Source organism: Streptomyces cinnamoneus (genome assembly GCF_014650495.1).
Lineage (GTDB): Bacteria > Actinomycetota > Actinomycetes > Streptomycetales > Streptomycetaceae > Streptomyces > Streptomyces cinnamoneus.
The window spans coordinates 120,423-140,581 of the sequence record NZ_BMVB01000005.1 but is presented as its reverse complement, the minus strand read 5'-3'; the positions used below and the strand labels follow the sequence as shown (position 1 = coordinate 140,581).

Annotated in this window: 18 protein-coding genes; 13 read left to right on the top strand and 5 right to left on the bottom strand. The window is 69.7% G+C overall.

The genetic code is table 11. The annotated features are described in order from the left end of the window. Window positions 1-10 precede the first annotated feature (10 nt). Genes IE182_RS09535 through IE182_RS09520 form a run of 4 tightly spaced genes read left to right on the top strand, consistent with a single transcriptional unit; the run spans window position 11 to window position 7,239 of the window. A complete protein-coding gene (locus IE182_RS09535) occupies window positions 11-3,814 on the top strand; it encodes a beta-propeller fold lactonase family protein (protein WP_190109262.1) in 3,804 nt (1,267 codons plus the stop codon). After that, window positions 3,789-5,399 (top strand): phage tail sheath family protein, encoded by a 1,611-nt coding sequence (locus tag IE182_RS09530; protein ID WP_190109261.1) that lies wholly within the window; start codon window positions 3,789-3,791, stop codon window positions 5,397-5,399. The genes IE182_RS09535 and IE182_RS09530 overlap by 26 nt, the downstream gene beginning before the upstream one ends. A gap of 23 nt (window positions 5,400-5,422) precedes the next feature. Beyond that, a complete protein-coding gene (locus tag IE182_RS09525) occupies window positions 5,423-5,863 on the top strand; it encodes a phage tail protein (protein WP_190109260.1) in 441 nt (146 codons plus the stop codon). A gap of 23 nt (window positions 5,864-5,886) precedes the next feature. Continuing rightward, window positions 5,887-7,239, top strand: coding sequence for a phage tail sheath family protein (locus tag IE182_RS09520; RefSeq protein WP_190109259.1), 1,353 nt, complete (start codon window positions 5,887-5,889; stop codon window positions 7,237-7,239). A 29-nt stretch (window positions 7,240-7,268) separates the two neighbouring features. Here the strand turns inward: IE182_RS09520 and IE182_RS09515 are convergent, their stop codons facing one another. Then, window positions 7,269-9,434, bottom strand: coding sequence for an ATP-binding protein (locus tag IE182_RS09515; protein WP_190109258.1), 2,166 nt, complete (start codon window positions 9,432-9,434; stop codon window positions 7,269-7,271). Then, complete coding sequence (locus tag IE182_RS09510) at window positions 9,427-10,080, bottom strand: Pvc16 family protein (RefSeq protein ID WP_229844719.1); 654 nt, start codon at window positions 10,078-10,080, stop codon at window positions 9,427-9,429. The genes IE182_RS09515 and IE182_RS09510 overlap by 8 nt, the downstream gene beginning before the upstream one ends. Before the next feature lie 290 nt (window positions 10,081-10,370). On the opposite strand from IE182_RS09510, the gene IE182_RS09505 reads away from it, so the two are divergent. Both IE182_RS09505 and IE182_RS09500 read left to right on the top strand, forming a co-directional pair. Then, complete coding sequence (locus tag IE182_RS09505) at window positions 10,371-10,844, top strand: contractile injection system spike tip protein (protein WP_190109256.1); 474 nt, start codon at window positions 10,371-10,373, stop codon at window positions 10,842-10,844. Between the two features lie 239 nt (window positions 10,845-11,083). Next, on the top strand, window positions 11,084-12,193 hold the full coding sequence (locus tag IE182_RS09500) for an aminotransferase class I/II-fold pyridoxal phosphate-dependent enzyme (protein ID WP_190109255.1): 1,110 nt from the start codon (window positions 11,084-11,086) through the stop codon (window positions 12,191-12,193). 56 nt (window positions 12,194-12,249) lie between these two features. On the opposite strand, the gene IE182_RS09495 is transcribed toward IE182_RS09500, so the two are convergent. Beyond that, a complete protein-coding gene (locus tag IE182_RS09495) occupies window positions 12,250-13,188 on the bottom strand; it encodes a PI-PLC domain-containing protein (protein WP_190109254.1) in 939 nt (312 codons plus the stop codon). A 400-nt stretch (window positions 13,189-13,588) separates the two neighbouring features. Then, window positions 13,589-14,527: an NHL repeat-containing protein gene (locus IE182_RS09490; protein ID WP_190109253.1), complete on the bottom strand. Its 939-nt coding sequence runs from the start codon at window positions 14,525-14,527 to the stop codon at window positions 13,589-13,591. Window positions 14,528-15,031: 504 nt separating this feature from the next. Between IE182_RS09490 and IE182_RS09485 the strand changes: the two genes are divergently transcribed. The 5 genes from IE182_RS09485 to IE182_RS09465 all read left to right on the top strand — a co-directional run bounded on the left by IE182_RS09485 (window position 15,032) and on the right by IE182_RS09465 (window position 17,833). Further along, window positions 15,032-15,466 carry a DUF6314 family protein gene (locus tag IE182_RS09485; protein WP_229844684.1) on the top strand — a complete coding sequence of 145 codons (435 nt, stop codon included), beginning with the start codon at window positions 15,032-15,034 and terminating at the stop codon, window positions 15,464-15,466. Between the two features lie 221 nt (window positions 15,467-15,687). Continuing rightward, window positions 15,688-16,611 (top strand): hypothetical protein, encoded by a 924-nt coding sequence (locus IE182_RS09480; protein ID WP_190109252.1) that lies wholly within the window; start codon window positions 15,688-15,690, stop codon window positions 16,609-16,611. 99 nt (window positions 16,612-16,710) lie between these two features. Then, complete coding sequence (locus tag IE182_RS09475; RefSeq protein ID WP_190109251.1) at window positions 16,711-17,046, top strand: hypothetical protein; 336 nt, start codon at window positions 16,711-16,713, stop codon at window positions 17,044-17,046. A 73-nt stretch (window positions 17,047-17,119) separates the two neighbouring features. Beyond that, window positions 17,120-17,269: a hypothetical protein gene (locus IE182_RS09470; protein ID WP_190109250.1), complete on the top strand. Its 150-nt coding sequence runs from the start codon at window positions 17,120-17,122 to the stop codon at window positions 17,267-17,269. Between the two features lie 102 nt (window positions 17,270-17,371). Continuing rightward, window positions 17,372-17,833, top strand: a complete 462-nt coding sequence (locus tag IE182_RS09465) for a hypothetical protein (RefSeq protein WP_190109249.1) — start codon at window positions 17,372-17,374, stop codon at window positions 17,831-17,833. On the opposite strand, the gene IE182_RS09460 is transcribed toward IE182_RS09465, so the two are convergent. Then, window positions 17,811-18,233 (bottom strand): cysteine/serine endopeptidase inhibitor, encoded by a 423-nt coding sequence (locus tag IE182_RS09460; protein ID WP_190109248.1) that lies wholly within the window; start codon window positions 18,231-18,233, stop codon window positions 17,811-17,813. The two genes, IE182_RS09465 and IE182_RS09460, sit on opposite strands and share 23 nt — an antisense overlap. A 381-nt stretch (window positions 18,234-18,614) precedes the next feature. Between IE182_RS09460 and IE182_RS09455 the strand changes: the two genes are divergently transcribed. Beyond that, entirely contained in the window at window positions 18,615-19,508 is an 894-nt protein-coding gene (locus IE182_RS09455; RefSeq protein WP_190109247.1) for a glycoside hydrolase family 19 protein, read from the top strand. Window positions 19,509-19,792: 284 nt separating this feature from the next. Beyond that, a complete protein-coding gene (locus tag IE182_RS09450; RefSeq protein ID WP_190109246.1) occupies window positions 19,793-20,071 on the top strand; it encodes a hypothetical protein in 279 nt (92 codons plus the stop codon). Window positions 20,072-20,159 lie beyond the last annotated feature (88 nt).

Below are 20,159 nucleotides of genomic sequence, written 5' to 3'. Positions count from 1 at the left end.
AGGTTCTGCCATGACGCACGGGACATCGCTGATCCTCGCCGTGGACTGGGCGGCCGACGCCCTGGCCACGGTGGAACTGACCGGCGAAGGGCTGCCCGGGAAGCCGGAAGCCCGGCCGGTGGGCACGAACCCGCGGGCGGTGGCGGCTGTGGCGTCCGGCCCCGCCGCCGGGCGCCTCTACGTCTGCGACCACGCCTCGGACACGGTGTCGCTCCTGGACGGGCACGGCGGCGCCGCCCGGCCCCTGCCCGCGCCCGGCCGGCCCTGCGCGGTGGCCGCCGGACTGCACGCCGGTCAGGTCTGCGTGGCGGGCTGGGCGGAGGACATCGTCCACCTGTACGACGCGGACGGTCTCGGGCCGTTGCCCGTGCCCACGGGCGGGGGCCCCTTCGCCGTGGCCGGAGCGCCCGGCGCCACCCGCGTGTGCGTCGCGTGCGAGGACCCCTCCGCGCCGTTGACGGTCATCGACATCGGCCATCCGGGCAACCCGCTGCCCCTCCGGCCGGAACCGGCCCTGCCCGGCCCCGTCCTGGCGCTGGCTGTCTCACCGGACGGCGGCTTCGCGTACGCGTCCTACCGGGCGGAGGGCCAGCCGGGCGGCGGACGGCTGGCGGTGGTGGACCTGCGTCAGGACAGCCCGGGCGTCACCGGCTCGTTCGCCGTGGGCGCCGAACCGCTCGCCGTCCTGGTCGCACCCGCCGGGGACCGGCTGTGCGTGGTGAACCACGGCTCCGCCTCCGTCTCGGTGGCCCTGCTGAACCGGACGACCGGTACCCCCGGGCCGTTCACGGAGCTGCCGGTCGGCCTCCAGCCGTCCGCGGCGGCGTTCGCGCCGGACGGCCGGCTGCTGCACGTCGTCAGCAGGGTCACCGGTGCGGTGTCGGCGGTCCATCTGGCCGGCCCGGGAAGCGACGGCCGCCTGCGGACCGGCGCCCGACGGGACGTCCGGCTGGGCGGGGTACCCGCGTCGGTGGTGTTCGGCCCCTCCGGCGCCTACTCCCATCTCACCGACCAGGCGACCGGCCGGCTGATCACCGTCCGGGCGACCCCGGCGAAGGGAGCCGCGTACGGCACGGGGTCCTCCTCGCGTCCCCTCTCCGTGGCCCTGACACCCGACGGCCGGTGGGCCTGCGCCACCGACTCGGCGGCCAAGCGCGTAGCGGTGCACGACGTCACCCGGCCACCCGCGACGGCGAAGGAACTGCCACTGCCCGTGGACGCCGCGAGACCCTGGTCCATCGCGACCGGCACGCCGACCGGAAAGCCCACGTTCGCGTGCGTGACCAGCCCGGCCACGGGCCACCTGTTCACGCTGCGCCCGAAGGCGGGCGGTGACCTCGGGACCCCGGGCACGGTGACGTGCGAGACCACCCTCATCGGAACGACGGCCGCCCCCCACGGAGTCGCCGTCACCCCCGAGGGCACGTACGCCTTCACCGCTGATGCGGGCGCGGGCACGGTGTCGCGCGTCGACCTGCTGGGCGGGGCGGCCAAGAGGAAGCTGCACACGATCGAGAAGAAGACGGTGCGGTGCGAGAAGCCGTACGGGATCGCAGCCGGCGACGGCATGCTCTTCGTGACCGACACGGAGGGGGCGGCGCCCGGGGAGCAGAAGGGCACGCTCTCGGTCCTGCAGTACGACGGCACCACGTGGAAGAACGTTCAGCAGGTCGCGGCGGCGGACGGACGGTTCTCGGCGCCGATCGGGGTCTCCCTGTTCCCGGACCGGACCAAGGGGGAGTTCCTCTATGTCGCCAACCACATGAGCACCGGCATCCAGGAGAGAGTCTCCGTCCTGAAGAAGAACGGCGCGAGGTGGAGTCACCACAAGAGCATCAGACGCGACGACCTCACCCTTCCTCACGCACTGGTGCTCAGCCCCGACGGGAAAACCCTGTACGTCTCCAGCACCGACAAGGGGAAGGTGGCGCAGTTCTCACTGAAGGATGACCACTCCGCCGAGTTCACCTGCTGGCTGGAGGTCAACACCAAGGGCCCGAATATCTACGTCCCTTCCTGGCTCGCGCTCTCGAAGGACGGGAAATACCTCTACGCGACCGACCTGCAGGGCGACGCCCTCTACGGCGTGAAAGTACCGGCGACGAAGGACACGCCCATGGAAGTGGTGCGAGACGTCACCGTCAAACGGCCCCGCGGCATCGTCTGCGACGGCGACACCGTCATCCACCTCGTCTCCGAAGGGCCGGAGAAGAACCCCAAACCAGAGCTCGTGACCGTCATCCTCGACGACGCCAACCGCCTCAAGGCCAAGTCAGTCAGCAGCCCCGTCCCTCTCGACAACAAGCCCTACACGATCGCAGCCGCAGGTGAGAACAGCCCCCTGTACGTGACCGAGTACGCGAAGGGGACCGTCGCGGTGTACGGGGGCGGCATCACCACCGTCCCCGTGAAGAAGCAGGACGACTCACGCCCCTGGGAAGCGGCGTGCACGTCCGACGGCCGGTACCTCTACGTCACCGACCGCTCGGCCAAGGCGCCGGCCGTGCACTGCCTCGCCCTCCCGGGCCTGGACGTCACCACCTTGCCCGTCGCCCCCGACCCCAGGGGCGTGGCGTGCGCCCCGGACGGGATGCGCGCCTACGTCGCGCACCGGGACGGTACGGTCACGCTGCTGCGCCGGACCCCGGAGTTCACCGGTCAGCTCCGGGACACCACCGATACCGAGCCCCCTCGCGCGGTCGCCGTCCACCCCTCGGCCCCCTACGCCTACCTGCTGCGCCGGGACGGCCTGGGCCCGGTGAAGCTCACCGGCTCCGACGACGGCCAGAAACTCGCACTCATGGCGCAGCCGGCCGGGCTCGCCCTCGCCCGGGACGGCCGACGCGCCTACGTCGTGGGTCCGGACCAGGGCGGTCAACTCCTGCGCGTAGCCACCCTCACCGACCCTGCCCGGCCTGCCGCGGGGAGCAGCGTCACCCTGACGGGAGGCATCGCCGCCGCCATCGCCCTCCACCCGCGCGAACCGCACGGATACGTGGCGGGTCACGGCACCGGCGGCGCCGGACTGCTGTGGGTCGTCTCCCTGGCCGCACCCGACAGCCCCGTGGTGACCGCCACGGTCAGCGGCGTCCCTCCGGCGCGTGACCTGGCCGTACGACCGGGAAACCCGGATCATGTGCTTCTCCTGTGCCCCGACGGGCAGGCGGACAGCGCCCTGCACGTCCTGGAGGTGCCCGGCGGCCCGGCGGCCACCGTCGAACGCCGGGCCGGGCGGCTCCCGCTGCCCGGCAAGCCGTGGGCGCTGGCGCTGCACCCGTCCGGCGGGTACGGCCTGGTCGCCACCGAGGACAAGGGTGTGCACCTCGTGGATCTCACCGACCCGGCCCGACCCCGGATGGCGGGAAGTACCACGGAGAAGACCACCGGAGCCGTGGGGTTCCGGCCGGACGGACGTGAGGCCCTCCACGCCCGGAAGGGACAGCTTCACCGGCTTGCCCTGGGCGCTCCCGTACCGGTCCACCCCTGGGCGGCGGGACTCGGCACCGCCGAGCACATCGCCGTCTCGGCCGACGGGGGCGAGGTGTACGTGACGGGCGAGACCAGCGGCGCTGTGCAGGTCGTCGACGCGCCGACCGGCACGCTCCGCTGCACCCTGCCGCTGGGCACGGCTCTGGGCGGTCTCGCACCGCACCCGGTGCGTTCGTGCCTGTACGCCGCGGACACCGGCGGGTCGGCCGTGGTGGAGGCGGACACCGTTGCTCCCGTCCGCGCCGACGAGCGGGTCATCGGAGTCGACGTGCGGCAGGTCGTCTGCACGGTCTTCTCCGGTGATCAGCCTGGTGCGTCAGGGTGAACCACGGGGAACGCGGCAAGCCGCCCGGGAATATGGCATATCTGATGCTTTGCTGGGACCCTGCCGGGAGAAGGGCGAGTACCGCATGTCCCCAACACCGCTGGCTCCAGGGGTTTTCGTCAAGGAACTGCCGAGCGGAACGCGCACGATCACCGGCGTGGGAACGTCGACCCCCGCGTTCCTCGGCTACACCCTCAAGGCGCCGGACGGCCAACTCTCCGGAAAACCGGTCCTGGTGCGGGGACGGCAGGAGTTCGTCGAGTCGTTCTGGGTGCCGTACGGGCTCTCCGAGGCTCGGGACAACCAGGAGCGGGCCGAAGAAGAACTGGAACGTGTTCGGGGTGAGTACGAACGCGTCTACGGCCACCTGCTCGCGCTGCTGCCCGAAGAGGGAAACGAAGAGCTGTACTACCTCAAAAGCCAGAGCTGGCGCGAGCAACTGGACCCTCACAGCCGGTCCAGACTCGAGGAATTGGAGCAGGGCATCCCCTCGGAGGCGTGCGATGCCTACGCACAATGGGGTTGCACCGGGCAGCGGTACACCGACTGCGGGAGCGAATCCGAGTACTGGGACGAGACGGTGAAGAGGCTGGATCAGGCCGAGGCCTGGCGGCTCGTCGACGCCGTCTCCGGATTCTTCGCCAACGGCGGCACCTCCTGCTACATCGTCCGGCTCGACCACACCAAGCCCCTCTTCACCGCCCTGCCCGGCGACGAGGACGACCGCACCGGGCTCGCCGGCCTGCGGACGGTTCCGGAAGTGGCGATGGTGGCCGTGCCCGACCTGTGGACCGACGACACGGACGAGCAGTACGGCGCCCAGTGCATGCAGCTCGTCGTCGCCCACTGTGTGCAGATGCGGAACAGGCTCGCCGTGCTCGACGCCCCGCCGGACACGAACGTGGCCGGTGTGAAGGACTTCCTCACCAACCTCGGCACCACCGACCCCGACGCCGCGTTCACCACCCTCTACTATCCGTGGATCTCGGTGCCCGCCCCCGGCGATGACGCCCGCGCCGCACCGCCGTGCGGCCACGTCGCCGGGGTGTGGGCGCGGACGGACGCCGAGCGCGGCGTGTTCAAGGCTCCCGCCAACCAGGTGCTGCGCGACGTGACGGGGCTGACGCAAGCGCTCACGGACGACTTGCAGGGCGAGCTCAACGACAAGGGCGTGAACTGCCTGCGGACCCTTCCCGGACAAGGGCATGTGGTGTGGGGCGCCCGCACGCGTTCCACGAGCCGGGACTGGGTGTATCTGAACGTGCGGCGGTTGGTGTGTTTTCTGGCGGAGTCGATTCGGTTGTCGTCGACGTGGGCGGTGTTCGAGCCGAATGATGATCGTCTGTGGGCGTCTCTGCGTCATTCGGTGACGAGTTTTCTGACGGATCAGTGGCGTCAGGGTGCGTTGCTGGGGCGTACGCCGGAGGAGGCGTTCTTCGTCGTGTGCGACCGGACGAACAACATCAGTTCGACCATCGACCTGGGCAAGGTCATCTGTGACATCGGGGTGGCGCCCGTGCGTCCGGCCGAGTTCGTCCACTTCCAGATCACCCAGATCGCCGGACAACCCGCCAAGACCGGCTGACTCTACGAACAGGAGCGACGCCCGTGCTGACAGGCGACAGTTTCAGCAGCAACTGCTTCGGCATCGAACTCGGCAAGTTCCAGGTGGAGACCGTCCAGGAGATCTCCGGTCTCACCCTCGAACAGGACGTCGTGGAAACGCGTCAGGTGTCACCCACCGGGGAGCTGGTCGTGCGCAAGCAGCCGGGGGCTCGCCGCACCGGGGAGATCACGATCACCCGTGGCATGGACAAGAGCACGGCGTTCACGGACTGGATCAAGGCCACGATGGTCAACGCCGATCTCGACAGCGCGCGGCAGAACATCACCATCTCGTTGAAGGACGCCCGGAAGAACACCGTCCGGCGCATTCACCTCACCAACGCCTGGGCCTCCCGGTGGGAGGGGCCGGCGCTCGGCGCGGCCGACTCGAAGAGTGCCACCGAGCAAGTCACCATCACCTATGAGGACATCAGGGTCGAGTAGTCGGCCGGCAAGGCGGAAGAGTCATGACGACAGCGAAGGCGCCCGGCGTCTACGTCACCGAGCGCCCCAGCGGCGTGCGGACCATCACCGGGGTGAGTACATCGGTCCCGGCGTTCGTCGGGTACACCAAGAAGCTCAACGCGATCGGTGAGCAGACGCTGCTGCCGTTCACCGATGAGGAGCGGCGGGCTCCGCAGCGGATGGACAGCTGGAAGGAGTTCACCGAGCGCTACAACATCACGGCTGTGGCCGACGAGCTCGCCAAGCAGAAGAAAGCGCTCTCCCAGGCGGGAGCCGAGGAGGACAAGAAGAAGGCGCGCAGAGGCATCCGCATCGCCGAGCGGTGCATGGTACTGGCCGAGGCGGTGTACGGCTTCTTCGCCAACGGGGGCAGCACGTGCTACGTCGTCGGCTTCACCGATCCCGCGAAGAAGGTCGTCGCCGCAGGGGTGGGAGGGCTGGAGGGCTCGGCGGACCGGCCCCTGAAGGGGCTCGCCGGCCTGCAGACGGTTCCCGAGGTGTCGATGGTGGCCGTTCCGGGCCTGTGGGACATGACCACGGACGTGAGCGAGGAGGAGACTCTTCCGCCACCCGTCGATGCCGATGGCAAGACGCTCATCGGCAAGGCGGTGGCCCACTGCGTGACGATGCGCAACCGCGTCGGGATCTTCGAACCGCCGCCGGGAAAGAAACCGACCGATGTCGAGACGTTCCTCAAAGACCAGCCCGCCCAGGGGAGCGACGCGGCCTTCACCACCTACTACTACCCGTGGATCCGGGTACCCGGCGTCGACGGCGTGGACCGCACGGTGCCGCCCAGTGGCCACGTCGCCGGGGTGTGGGCGCGGACGGACACCGAGCGCGGGGTGTTCAAGGCCCCCGCCAACCAGAACCTGCGCGGCGTCCTCGACATGCCGGTCCTGCTGACCGACCTGGCCCAGGGGCGGCTGAACGAGATGGGCGTGAACTGCCTGCGCGTCTTCCCCGGGCAGGGGCTCCTCGTGTGGGGTGCCAGAACCCGGTCGAAGGACCGCGACTGGGTGTATCTGAACGTGCGGCGGTTGGTGTGTTTTCTGGCGGAGTCGATTCGGTTGTCGTCGACGTGGGCGGTGTTCGAGCCGAATGATGATCGTCTGTGGGCGTCTCTGCGTCATTCGGTGACGAGTTTTCTGACGGATCAGTGGCGTCAGGGTGCGTTGCTGGGGCGTACGCCGGAGGAGGCGTTCTTCGTCGTGTGCGACCGGACGAACAACATCAGTTCGACCATCGACCTGGGCAAGGTCATCTGTGACATCGGGGTGGCGCCCGTGCGTCCGGCCGAGTTCGTCCACTTCCAGATCACCCAGATCGCCGGACAACCCGCCAAGACCGGCTGAGCCACACCTCACCCGGGGCCCGGCGGAGCTCAGCCGCCGCCGGGCCGCCGCCTGTACGCCGGCCCCGGCCCCGGCCGCGGCCCGGTGGTCTCCGTCTCCTCGACGTAGCGGCGGCCCAGCTTCGCGTACTCGGCCCGTACCGCCGACAACAGGTCCTCCGTGGTGACCGGACCACCCGTCACGGCGACACCGTAGGCGGCCGTGACGGCACAGCAGCGGATGGCACCACCCGGCAGGTCGAATCCGCGCGCCAGCCGGTCCAGGTCCAGGTCCTCCGCCCGGGGCAGCCCGCCCAGACAGCGGTCCCACAGGGCACGCCGCTCCTGCGCCCCCGGGGCCGGGAAGTGCGCCACCACGTCGAACCGGCGCAGGAACGCGGGATCGAGGTGCGCGTAGAGATTCGTGGTGAGGACGGCCACGCCGTCGAACGTCTCCAGGCGCGCCAGCAGGTACGCCGTCTCGCTGTTGGCATGACGGTCCTGCGCGTCCCGCCCCGCCGACCGCCTGCCGAACACCGCGTCCGCCTCGTCGAACAGCAGGACCGCGTCCACGGTCTCGGCCTCCTGGAAGACCAGGTCGAGGTGCTTTTGCGTCTCTCCCACGTACTTGTCGACCACAGCGGCCAGGTCCACCACGCACAGCTCCAGGCCCAGCTCCGCGGCGACCACCTCGGCCGCGAGCGTCTTGCCGGTCCCCGAAGGCCCGCTGAACAGCGCCGTGACACCTTGGCCGCGGCCTCCGCCGGGACGCATCCGCCACGCGCCGAGCACCCTGTCGCGGTGCCGTGCACGGTGGGCGACATCGCGCACCAGGCTCCCGGTGGGCTCGGGAAGCACCAGGTCGGCCCAGGACACGGCGGGAACCACCCGCCGGGTGAAGCGCCCGAGGGCTCCTCCGGCGGATGCCCGGGCGGCCGCGGCCAGGTCTCCGGCCTCCACCTCTCCGCCGTCGGCCACCGCCCGGCGGCAGGCTGCCTCCGCGGCGGCGCGGATCTGCCCCGGCGAGAGCCGGTACCGGGCCACCGCCGTCACGGCGGCCTCGGGAACACCTCCCGCCGTTCCCGCAACCCCGCGGTCCCCGGCGGACAACTCCCGGCGCCACAGCCGCGCCCGGTCCGCCTCCCGCAGCGTGGGGCAGTCCAGTGACAGAGGCAGCGCGACCGCCCACCGGGCGTCCCACGGCCGGTGACCCACCAGCACCACGGGGACACCAAGCGCGGTCAGCGGCTCGATCGCCCGGCGGACGGCGGTGGGGTCGTCGCCCAACGCCTCGGCGTGCTCCAGCACCAGGCCGCTGCCGGTCAGCCGGGCCTCCAGCAGCGCCGCACGCAGCAGCCCGCCTGTCTCCTCCGGGTCCGCGCCGGACGGCAGGGACACGCGGAGCACACCCTTTTCGCTCTCGTGCAGGGCCGACTCGGCGACCAGCGGCCCGGGGCCGCCGTGCCGGTCCCGCACGTACACCAGCCCCGGCCGCGTGACGGCCCGGGCCAGCCGGGTGACCACGCCGGTGAGGGCGTCCGGCAGGGGCGCCGGTACCCGGCCCGGTGCGCGGGAGCTCCCGAGAAGGTGACGGGCCAGGCCCGGCGGTGGCGTGTCGCGGCCGAGGAGGTGGTCGGTGACGCGGTCGGGCACACGCAGCGGACGGCTTGCGTAGGGCTGCCCGTCGTCCTCGACCACCAGCAGCCCACCGGACCGCAGCGGGCCCTCCGGCGCCAGCGCCGCGCGGCCCTGGAGGCTGCCCTGCGCCGACCCGCACAGCCGCAGGGCCAGGCCCGTGGTGGCGCGCCGGGCGGACACGTCGTCGTTGAGGTAGGCGTAGGCCCGCTCCAGCCGGGGGTCCAGATCGGGAGCGAGCGCCACCAGCAACAGGTCGGTGTCGTGCGCGGAAAGGCCGAACGCCGCCGCCACGGCGGCCAGCCGCGCCGGAGCACCGATCTCCCGTGCCTGTTCTTCCTCGTGAGGATCGGGGAGCAGCGGACCCGCCGGAAGGTCCAGCAGCCGCAACGCCGACTCGTCGGAGATGTACAGCCCTCGCAGCGGGTCGTCCGCGGCCTCCGGGTCCGCGGCGGCCCGTTCGGCGACGGCCCGGAGCACGCGGGACCGGAGCAGGGCCAGACGCGCGGCCAGTGGGTCCGGCGCCGGCGGCCGGCCGGCCGGGGGACGGGCCGGGGCCGTGGTGCCGGTGAGCTCACTCACCGGTCGCGCTCCTCTCGGCCTCGGCGCGCGGGGCCCGCTCCTGGAGGCGCTTGGTGCGGAGACGGACGTCGGGCGGGTGCCGGACGAGGTGGTCGAGCCCCTTGAGGGGCAGGAACGTGAGCAGCGGCAGGGACACCGTGACGTTGAGGGACGGCACGACGACGTGGTCCAGGCCGCCCCAGAGGTCACCGATGCCCTGCCCCCCGGGCATCGGGCCTCCCACGTCCATCATGGCCGAGAGGTCCAGAACCTCCAGGTCGGGGTGGAGCCGCAGGGGCAGGATGCGGTTCCGTGCCAGCCCCACGAGCAGCACGCCGAGCATGAGATGGCTGCTCGCCACGTCCGTGGCCCAGGTGGTCAGCAGGTAGGACAGTTGCGCGTACCTGGGCGGGTCGTGCTCGTAGCTCTTGATCCGGACCAGCGTGCCGTCCGGCCGCCGGCGCAGGTCGTCGTGGTGGACGACCGTGCCGTTCTGACGGCGGTCCAGGTCCTCCCGCACGTCGTAGAGGTACAGACTCACGGTGGGACGGCCGCTCCCGCCGAGGTCACGGTCGCGCGACGGCGGGCCGAAGTCGACATCGACGTCTCCCTCACCCGCTTTGTCCAACTCGTCACAGACGCGCCATTCCAGCGCCCTGTCCACCATTTCGATCACTGCCAGGCCGTTCCTGTTCCTGTTCCTGTTCCTGTTCCCGTTTCCGATCCCCTGTGTCCTCCGCCTGCATCCGTCGCAGGCGTTCGCCGTCGCACATGCAGTCGTACCCCCTCTGCCGGCCGCCCCTTCGCCGCGGCACCCATCAGGCCGATCACCGGCACCCGCAGTGGTGACCAACCGGCCCGCCTGCGTGCGATCCGGCCGGAGGACGTGGGTCAATCGACCTCTCGCTGCGGCCGGCCCGGTCGGCGAAGGTGGCCCGGCAGAGAGGATCGTCCTTCGTGGTGGCAGACTCCGTCATCCGGACCGGCGACCTGCTCAAGGTGACGTTCGATCCGCTGATCGCCCCGAAGTCCACCCTGGTGGTCCCCGAGCTGATGACGCCGCAGCCGCTCCTCGGGTCGGGCAAGGACGTGCTCGTGGACGGCAGGCCCGTGTGCCTGAAGGGTGACGAGTACCCCCCGGTCGCCCGGCCGTTCACGTTCCTGCACTACACGGTCACCGCTCTCCCGAACCCCTACCTGGGAGGAGTGGGGTGGCTGCGGCTCGCTCCGGGGCCGTCGAACACGACCGCGCACACCACCGCCGACGGGCTGCCGGTCCTCATCAGGGGGACGGCCTTCACCGCGGCCTTCGACGTCTTCCGGCCTGCGTTCCAGGCCCAGCCCAGCGGCTCGCCCGTTCCGGACACCACCCGGAGCTACTCGGGCACAGCCGAGTTCCTCCGGGGAAGCGACACCGTGAAGGCGGGCTAGCGCCGGCCACGGTGGCGGGCCGGGTGGGGCGGCCGATGGGAGGCCGGCTCGTGCCTCGGGCCGTCCCGCGTTCAAGTGCGGGTGTTGCGGGTAGGCATGGCGCGCTGTCGGCCGGGCGTGCGGCGGACAGGCCGGCCCCGGCGTCCTGCAGTCCGGCGGCGGCCGGCAGGACCTTAAGCGGCATCAGGAGAAAAATGCAGACCGGGTCGGGACGAACGGCGAGACCTCCGCTGTTCCGCATGCTGGAGTTGCACGAACACATCGAGGCGGAGCGCCAGCAACCGGGTGCCCGCGTCTTCCTTTCCGACTACAACGGCGGCCATCCCCACGTGGGGCGGTATCTCGGGCCGCTCGCCCACACCGCGCCGTGCCATCTGGCGGACATCACCCGGTACGCGGGTCTGGACGAAGACCTGGATCTCCGGTCAAAGATCGCCGCCATGCATGAGCGCTATGACGGGGTGGCCTACGGTGAGCGGAATGTCGTTCCGGCCGGCGGTTCGAGCAGTGTGCTCGGAACGTTCGTCACCTGGCTCGCCGTGAACGGCCACCGGCGGATCCACTACGTGGCGCCCGTGTACTACAAACTGGCCTATCTCTTACGCGCATTCGGTATTGAGCCGGTTCCGGTGGCCTCCGGGCACGCGTACCAGCCGGAGTTCGACCTGAGCCTGCCCGAGGAACCCACGGTCCTCGTGCTGACCGACCCCGTCTGGTACGCGGGGCGCCGGGTGCCGACGGCCGTCCTGGACGCGATCGCGGCGTGGCAGCAGGCCACGGGGTCGCTGGTGTTCGTGGACGGCACCTTCCAGTACATGCCCTGGGACGGAAGGCCGGGGGAGGCGAGCGCCCGGCTTCCGGCCGAGCACACGCTGCGCATGGTGTGCCCCACCAAGTACCTGTCCGTCCACGGATACCGCTGCGCCCACCTGCTGGTGCCCGCCGCGCTGCGCCAGGAGCTCGCCGACCTGCACATCAACCTCCACGGTGACGTCGCCGTCTCCGACCGGCTGTTCGCCCACCACGCCGCAGACCTCATGATCCTGCACGGCAACGCAGACTTGGTCCGGCACATTCGTGACAACTACGCGCGCCTCACCGCGAGCGGCGCGCTCGCCGCCTGGACACCGGTCGAGACCGGATTCTTCCTCTTTGGCCGGCCACGCGTCCCGCACCGCTGGTTCCTGGCGCTCGACGAGCGGCACTTCGAACTCGACGGCCATCCCGGCTACGTCCGCATCAACCTGCTCAACCCCACCGCCGTCGAAGCCCTGACGGCCACCGTCCCCGACCGCGGCCGTCCTCTCCTGAGGAAAGGCCGTCGGCCGGGCTCCCGGCCGACGGTGTGAGGGGCCCCTGGGGCCCATGGGCGCAGGGTGGTGCGGACCCGGACCGAGGCTGTCCGCTACCTGAACAGGCGGTCGCCGCTGGTGGCCATGCGGTGGGTGGTGCCGTGGCGGTTCACCCAGTCACGGATGAGGTTGATGGAGTTGGCGCACTGCCAGCTGTCGTCGTATTCGCGCACTCCGGTGAAGGCGCCGTAGCCGGCGATGATGCCGTCCACCCGAGCGTCGCCCAGCAGTTTGTCGACGTACCACGGGTCGTTGTAGGTGGTCGTCCAGGACAGCGTGGCCGCGAGCCGGCCGGCCGCACGGTCCCCGGCGCCCTTCTTCAGTTCCGCGCACGTGTTGCGGCTGGCTTCCGTGCAGTTGCCGAACCCCTTGGTGATATCGGAGTCGCCGTAGTCCATCGCCCGGCGACCGGCCGGGAACCCGGAGCCGGACCGGTTGAAGGCGGCCTGGACCTGATCGCGGGTCCCGGTCGTCGTGATGCCCTCCAGCTTGCCGAGCTTGCCCTCCAGGCTCTTCCAGCCCCTGCCGCCGACGTCCGGGGTGCTACCGCCGTGGTACTCGTAGAAGCCGTAGAGCACCTGGATCCCGGCACCCGTCAGCCGCTGCGCCTTGTCGCGCAGTCCGGCGACGCTGCACCCACGGTTCGGAGCTTCTCCGCAGTAGTTCGGGTCCTTGATGTCCAGCCAGACCAGGGCCAGCCGGCGCCCTGCGTTGGCGTGGGAGACAATACGGTCGATCGTGCTGTCGAAGCTGGGGCCCCGCCGGTTGTCACCGGCCGAGGAACAGTCGTGATAAGCGCGCCATTCGTTCGGGTTCCACCAGGCACAGACGTCGATCTCGATGGCGTTGGCGCCATGCTTGAGGGCGGCGTCCACACCGTCCAGGGTGTCGACCCGGTGCGCGATGGCGTAGATCGCCTGACGCTGATCGGCTGCGGCCGCCGGGCTCGTACTGAGCGCGGTGGCACCGATGATCCCGCACAGTGCCGCCATCGGCGCCAGTAACTTCCGCGGGCCGGCGCCATGTCGAAGGTGAGTGGTCAAGAAACGTACTCCTTCGTGTCGGTGTCCTGAAGGGGGAAGCTGCGCAAAGTACGACGGCGAGGGGACGGGTCAGGTGCACCGGCGTATCCGACGTATTCGGCGTATTCGGCAGCGGCGGCCTGCGGGCGTCGGCGTTTCCGTCCCCTCGGCGCTCCCCTTCTGAAAGGGCGACGGCGGCAAGCCGTCCATCCCTCGCGAAAATATCGCGCTCGGGACGGTTTTCGTGACACGTTCTCGGTCTGATTCCGTCCTCAAATAGCCATCTCATACACCGAGTTACACCCACCTTGCTGCCCCGCATGGTGCCGTCCCTTCCACGAGGGGCACGGGCCTTCCGAGATCGCCGCTGTCAGTGCTGGGCGCTGATCAGCTGGGCCACCCTGGCACTCGTCAGTTCGGTGGCGAGCACGCTGTTCTCCAGCGGCAGCAGGCGGTGCGCCTTGCACAACTGCGTCGGAAGCGCCGCGTACTCCTCGCCGGTGACGCGTGCCCAGGACGGGTCGAACCGCACCCGGATGATGAGGTCGCGGGCCTGCTCGGAGACGATCGTCGACGCCAGGAGCCACAGTCCGGGCTCCCGCGCCGTGCCCGGCGGGTCGAAGGCCAGGTGCAGCAGCGACGCCGACTGGCCCAGCGGGTTGCCCAGCCGGTGCCAGACGATCTGTCCGTCCGCGGCGATCCGCCCGAAGGTGCCGGTCCCCGCCTTCGCGGTGCCGAGGAGCACCACCCAGATGCCGCCGGGGCCGCTGATCAGGCCGACCGGGGTGCTGCCCCGCTCCGCCGGAACGGGGATCTGGGAGGTGCGTCCGCTGCGCGGGTCGATGCGCAGCAGCGAGCTCGCACCGTCCTGGCTGACGTAGAAGTCCCCGCTGACCGGGTGCTGTGCGGCGAAGATGGGGTGGGGCTCGGCATCGAAGAGGCGGTGGCGGCCAGGACGCGTGTGGTCCAGGGCCAGCACCTGGTCGCTCCCCTTCAGGGTCACCCACAAGGTGTCGCCGTACTCGTTGACGTAGTGCGGCCCCCGGCCGCCGCCCGGAACGGCGATCTCACGTTCGACGCGCGGGGCGGCCTCAAGGGAATCCGCCCGGGGATCCACCAGGAGCAGCCGGTCGGCGCCCTCGTGCGTGGCCCAGATCCGCCCGGGATGGCGCGAGGAGACCGCCAGCCCGTGCAGCATCGCGTCGGAGGAGCCGAGCGGGAACGCCTTGACGTCTGTCACCTGCTCGGTGCGGGTGTCCAGCTGGAGCTTCACCAGCCGGCTGTTGGACATCTGGGACACGAGGACCATCGGCCGGCCCGGCATTTTGACGATCTCGTGCGTTTCCTCAGCGGGCGGCAGCTCGTACTCCACCACTGTCCGTCGGGAGGACCCGGCTGGTGGGGAGAGGACGTTCCGGTACCGCGGACCCGCGGTCGCGGTGGCCGGCATTCCGAGCAGCGTCCCGGCTGCTGCGAAGCTGCCCAAGGACATCAGTCGGCGGTGGAAGGCGCGGCGGTCCAAGTTGCTCTCCTGATGGACGGTAGCTCTTGGGTGACGCGTCCATGCAAGCGGTGCATCGGATCATCGGACAGCGGATCCGGTGGATTCCCCCTTGTGGGTGAGGCGGAAATCGCCGCCCGATCGTGCCCGTCGACCTCCGTCTCTGCTCACCCGGCACCCGCCAGAGCGGGATGGGGTAGGGGCAGGTGGTGTAATTGGGGGATGCAGTTTTCTGTTCCCGACCGATCTTCCGTCCACGCCTCGGGCCCGGAGCCGGCGCCGGTGCCGGTGAGTGAAGCAGGTCGGTATCCGGTGTCCGATGCGGTGGCTCATCTGACGGGGGACTGGACCGTCGAGCGCGTCTTGTTCGACCTGGCGGCGGACCGCAGCGGATCGTTCCACGGCACGGCGGTGTTCGGGGAGGCCGACGACGGTCGGCTGGTGCACACCGAGGACGGAGAGCTGCAATGGGAGGGTGCGACGAGCCCGGCAGGCCGCACCCTGATGTTGCTCCCGGCCGCGGACGGCACCTGTGAGGTCCTGTTCTCCGACGGCCGGTTCTTCCACGAGCTGGACTTGCGCACGGGGCACTGGACGGTCTCCCACGCGTGTGCGGCGGACAGCTATGAAGGAACGTTCGACGTCGTCTCCCGTGACGAATGGCACGTGTGCTGGCGTACCACCGGTCCGACCAAGGACCACCTGCAGCGTTCGATCTACCGGCGCCGGGTCGTCCCGGGGCCGTGATGGTGCAGGCTCCCCGAGTGAAACGACCTGTAAAGGCGCTGAACAGGCATCGGTGAGGTAATTCAGAATTCAAGCGAGCCGGTTTTTCTGATCCATCGACCGCGGCCCCGAAAGCTAATCGGAGGGGATCGATATCACTTCTGTGCAAGTGATTGACCATGCTCACTGGACAATGCTACCAACAGGGGGCACGAGTCCCCCAGTAGATGAGGAGCATCGGCATGCTGCGCATCGACATCAGTATTTTCTCCGGCCGTCCCGACCCGTCCTGGATCATCACGGACGAGAGCGTGGCGAGAAGTCTGTTGTCGGATGTGGCCGATGCGGCGGAAGGAGCGGTGGGGATACCCGGGGCGGGATATGACGGCCTCGGATATCGCGAGGTCGTGGTCTCGGCTGTCAGCGACGACGAGCCCTGGCCCGAGTCCTTACCCCGCAGCTTCGCCCTGGGCACCCTGGGCGCCCGTGATCTCGGTCGCTCGGCCGAGCTGGCCCGCCGGGTCGTGGAAGGCATGACCCGCCACGCGGACACGCGGCTGGCCGAGCACGAGCAGACACCGCTCAGCGATGACCTGCGCGAGCTGGTGCTCGGTGAGATCAACGCCTTCGAGGCCGAGCCGCCGACCTGGACCCGGTCCCCGGCACTCCCCGCGCACCCCCTGCGCACGACTGCCCAGGAAACCGCGCCGGCCGCCACCTGCTACATCGAATTCGGCCAGTTCAACCCCGGCTTCTGGAACACCCCGCAAGTCCAGCCCAACAACAACTGCTACAACTACGCGCGCAACATCCGCACCGACACCTTCGCCCAGCCCGGCCGGGCGCACGGTGCCCAGACCGGGACCATGGCCTGTCCGAACGTCACACAGGCCGCATTGGCCGACGGCTTCGTCCGGCGCTTCCAGTGCCTGCCGGACAGCGAGAAACCCCGTTGGCTCACTGCACTGGTTGTCTGGCCGGGGCAGGACTACCACTGGTACAGGTTCCACAGCGGAAATTTCTGGGGGCACAAGCCAGGCCGGACGCCGGCCCGAGACTATGACAACAGCGGTAACCGGATCACGAATCCGGAAACGTGCAACCGCGGGGGTTATCGTGATTTCTGCGGGTACTTCTATGCCGGACGCTCGGTCGTCATCAGGTGACGTCATCAGGTGACGTCATCAGGCGAGGCGAGCCGGCCGGGCCTCGTCGGCCGTATCCGAGCAGCGTGAGGAGAGCATGTAGAGCATGAAGGGGGACCGGTGCTGGTGGAACTGGACCTGTTCAGTGGTCGCCCCAATCCTCGTTGGCGCCTCGATCCCGGGGCTGCCGAGGAATTCCGCGCGCTGACGGCTGCTCTCCCACCCGCAGGCCCGTGGGCCCAGCCCCCGTCTCCGGGGCTGGGCTACCGCGGCTTCACGGTGACGGACGCCGACCGCGTGATCCACGTCTTTGCCGGCCGGGTGACCGAGGGGACCACGTCCCGGACCGACCGGGACCGCTCCCTGGAGCACTGGCTGCTGACCCGGCTGCCCTCGTCGCTGCGTGACCTCCGCTCCTTGGTGGCCGAGGCGCTGGAGGACGGACGGGACGACTGACGACCCCTGGCGGGCCCGGTTGCTCTTCGCGCACGGAACGGCCGGCCCGGACTCCGCCCGGCCGCTGGATCACATGCCGCAGGAACTCGGCCTCGGCCTGATCCCGTTCTTCGTCGGCTCCTACAGCGTGGCACTGCTGCTCACCGCCGTCCGCCTGCGGAGCCCGCCCGGGGTGAAGTGCCCCCGTAGCGGCCGCGCGCCTGCTGCGAAGGCCGACCGTTGATCGGCCGTCAATCGAATGGTGAATCCTTCCGCCTACGGTCCGGGCACCACCAACCGCACCCGTAGATGGATGGAGCATCCGTTGCGCAGACATGCCGTCACCATGAGCCTCGCCGCAGCGAGTCTGGTCGCCGCTCTCCCCGTCGTTCAGGCGTACGCCGCCACCCCGGCCACCGGTCCCGCCGTGTCCACGCCGGGCACGGCGGACGGCGGAGTCCACGCCCGGGCCACGGCCACCGACGCCCAGCAGCGTGCCTTCTGGACCGAGCACGAATGGAACAACACCTTACGCGAGTTCAAGGACACTCTGAAGGACTGGAATCCGAAGGCCGAGCAGCCGAGGGCGGAGGAGGCAGGCGCCGGACAGACCGTGACGGCGCCCGCTGCCGCTCCACGGCAGAAGGGGAAGAGCCGGTTCGCAGCCGGCTCCCTGGGCGAGAGCAGACTGCGGGCCGCCACCGGCCGTATCCGGATCGCCTGGCCCAACGAGACGGACCCCACCTCCTGGTGGGGCAGCGCCCAACGGGCCCCGGGCCCTGGGCTCAGCGCACGAACTTCCAAGTGATGCCGTCGACCACGCCCCGGTCGAGCGGTGCCAGCTTCTCGAAGGCCGGCCGGCCGAGGTCGATGTGGGTGCGGTCGCAGGAGCGGCACTTGTCCCTGACCGGGACTCTGATGGTCTTGCCGTTGTAGCTGACCTCGACCGATATGCCCTTGCAGAGAGGATCGTTGTTGGGATTGGCGGAGGTCCACCAGGAGGGCGAGACCGCGACCAGGTCCTGGGAATTTGCGTCGATGGCGGTCCCGCAGGCGCCGAATCCCTTGTCGGTGTAGTAGGTCATCTTTCCGTTCATCGGCTGGCCGATCGGAACGTCGGCGGCCGCCGGGCCCGCGGCGACGGCAATTCCGGTGACCGCGGCGGCCAGGGTAACGGCCGCGGAGCGTACAGCTCTGCTTCCACGCATGGTCTCTCCTCGTCGAGGTGTAATGGCGGGCGGGTGTGCTCCACGGACCCGTGGAGCGAGCGCCCCGGAAACCGGCATTACGGAGCCGTCACGGCTCGCCGGTCAGGAAGTCGACGGACAGCGGTATTTCTTCGGAACGCGTCCGCCTTTCGGTCCATGAGTGCCATGCGGGACGACGCCGACGCAAGTCCCCGCAGCGACAGTTGTCCGGAACCGGCTGCCAAATGCACCTGGTTTGGCCGCCCATGATGCATGTCGTTGACAACGAAGTTGAAGAGTTATTCACTGCGCAAGGGCGACGGCCGCAGCGCCTTCCGCCGGCCCCGTCGCGCTTTCAGCAAGCGAGTGTCATCTCAGTGATCCGACCCCACAGGAGCTGCCGTGAGAAGAAACCGCTTCGTCACCTTGCTGCTGGCCGTACTGGCCCTGGTCGGTGCGGCCCTCCTCGTGCCGTCCGGCACGGCGAGTGCCGCCGGCCCGTGCGACAACGCGTCCAACTGGACGGCCGGCACCTGGTATCCGACGGGCACGGTCGTCCGTTACACGGACGGCAGGTACTACATCGCCGAGCACGACAATCCCGGCTACGACCCGCTCATCAGCACGTGGTACTGGGACCCGTACACCTGTCAGGGAGGCGGGAACCCGGGGACCGGAAGGTTCCCCGTGACGGAGGCCCAGTTCCAGCAGATGTTCCCGGGCCGGAACTCGTTCTACACGTACAACGGGCTGGTCGCGGCGCTGGCCGCGTACCCGGGATTCGCCAGTACCGGCAGTGACCAGGTCAAGCGGCAGGAGGCCGCGGCCTTCCTGGCCAACGTCGACCACGAGACCGGGGGCCTGGTCCACATCGTGGAGCAGAACACGGCCAACTATCCCCACTACTGCGACCGGAACCAGCCCTACGGTTGCCCGGCCGGTCAGGCCGCCTATTACGGCCGCGGTCCGCTCCAGCTCAGCTGGAACTTCAACTACAAGGCGGCAGGCGACGCCCTCGGAATCAACCTGCTGAACAATCCGTCGCTCGTCCAGACCGACGCGGCCGTCTCCTGGAAAACCGCCCTGTGGTACTGGAACACCCAGCGCGGCCCCGGCACCATGACGCCGCACGACGCGATGGTCAACAGCAGTGGATTCGGGCAGACCATCCGCAGCATCAACGGTGCCGTGGAGTGCGACGGCCGCAACCCCGCCCAGGTGCAGAGCCGGGTGAACAGCTACCAGCGATTCGCCCAGACGCTGGGTGTGGCTCCGGGCGGCAACCTCTACTGCTGAGCCCCGGGGGATGCGCTGACCGGCGGGCCGGCGGCGCATCCCTCGTCCCCTGTCCGCTCCGCCGTCGCCCGTGTCGCGGCCGGCATTGCGGCAGGGGCCTCCTGACGCCTTCCCGATTGAGCGTAACTACCCATCAGCGGCTAGGCTTTGGTTGTTCTTGGGAAGGGGCACTGATGGGCACCAGATTTATTGAGGTGGACGAATCGCGACAAGGCGAGCCGGGTGTGCGGAAGGGAGGCAGAACTTTGACAGTGGGAGACCAGTCGATCACCCAGGAGACATGGGTGAAGGTCGAATCCTACGACGACCTCGATCCGAACGTGACCGAGGACGTCCATCTGCACACGTTCGCAGTTCCGGGTATGGAAGTGCGGGTGGGGGCCGCGAAGGATGACGAGGACGGAAGCAGCGAATTCGAAACCAGGCTGGTCCCATCTGTCCAGTATTACCAGATCGAGCTTGGGCCCGACTCGCTGAATAAGCTCCATGACGCACTCAAGCCCTTCATCGCAGCCGCGCAGGAATGCGAGCCGCCGAAGGGCCGCAAGGTACGCGCCAAGTAGCCCACAATGTCCCCTCCTGTGAGGGGACATTGCCATATTGCAGACGGCAGGGCCCGTCTTGAGCAATGAGCGGTTCTACCGCGGCCCG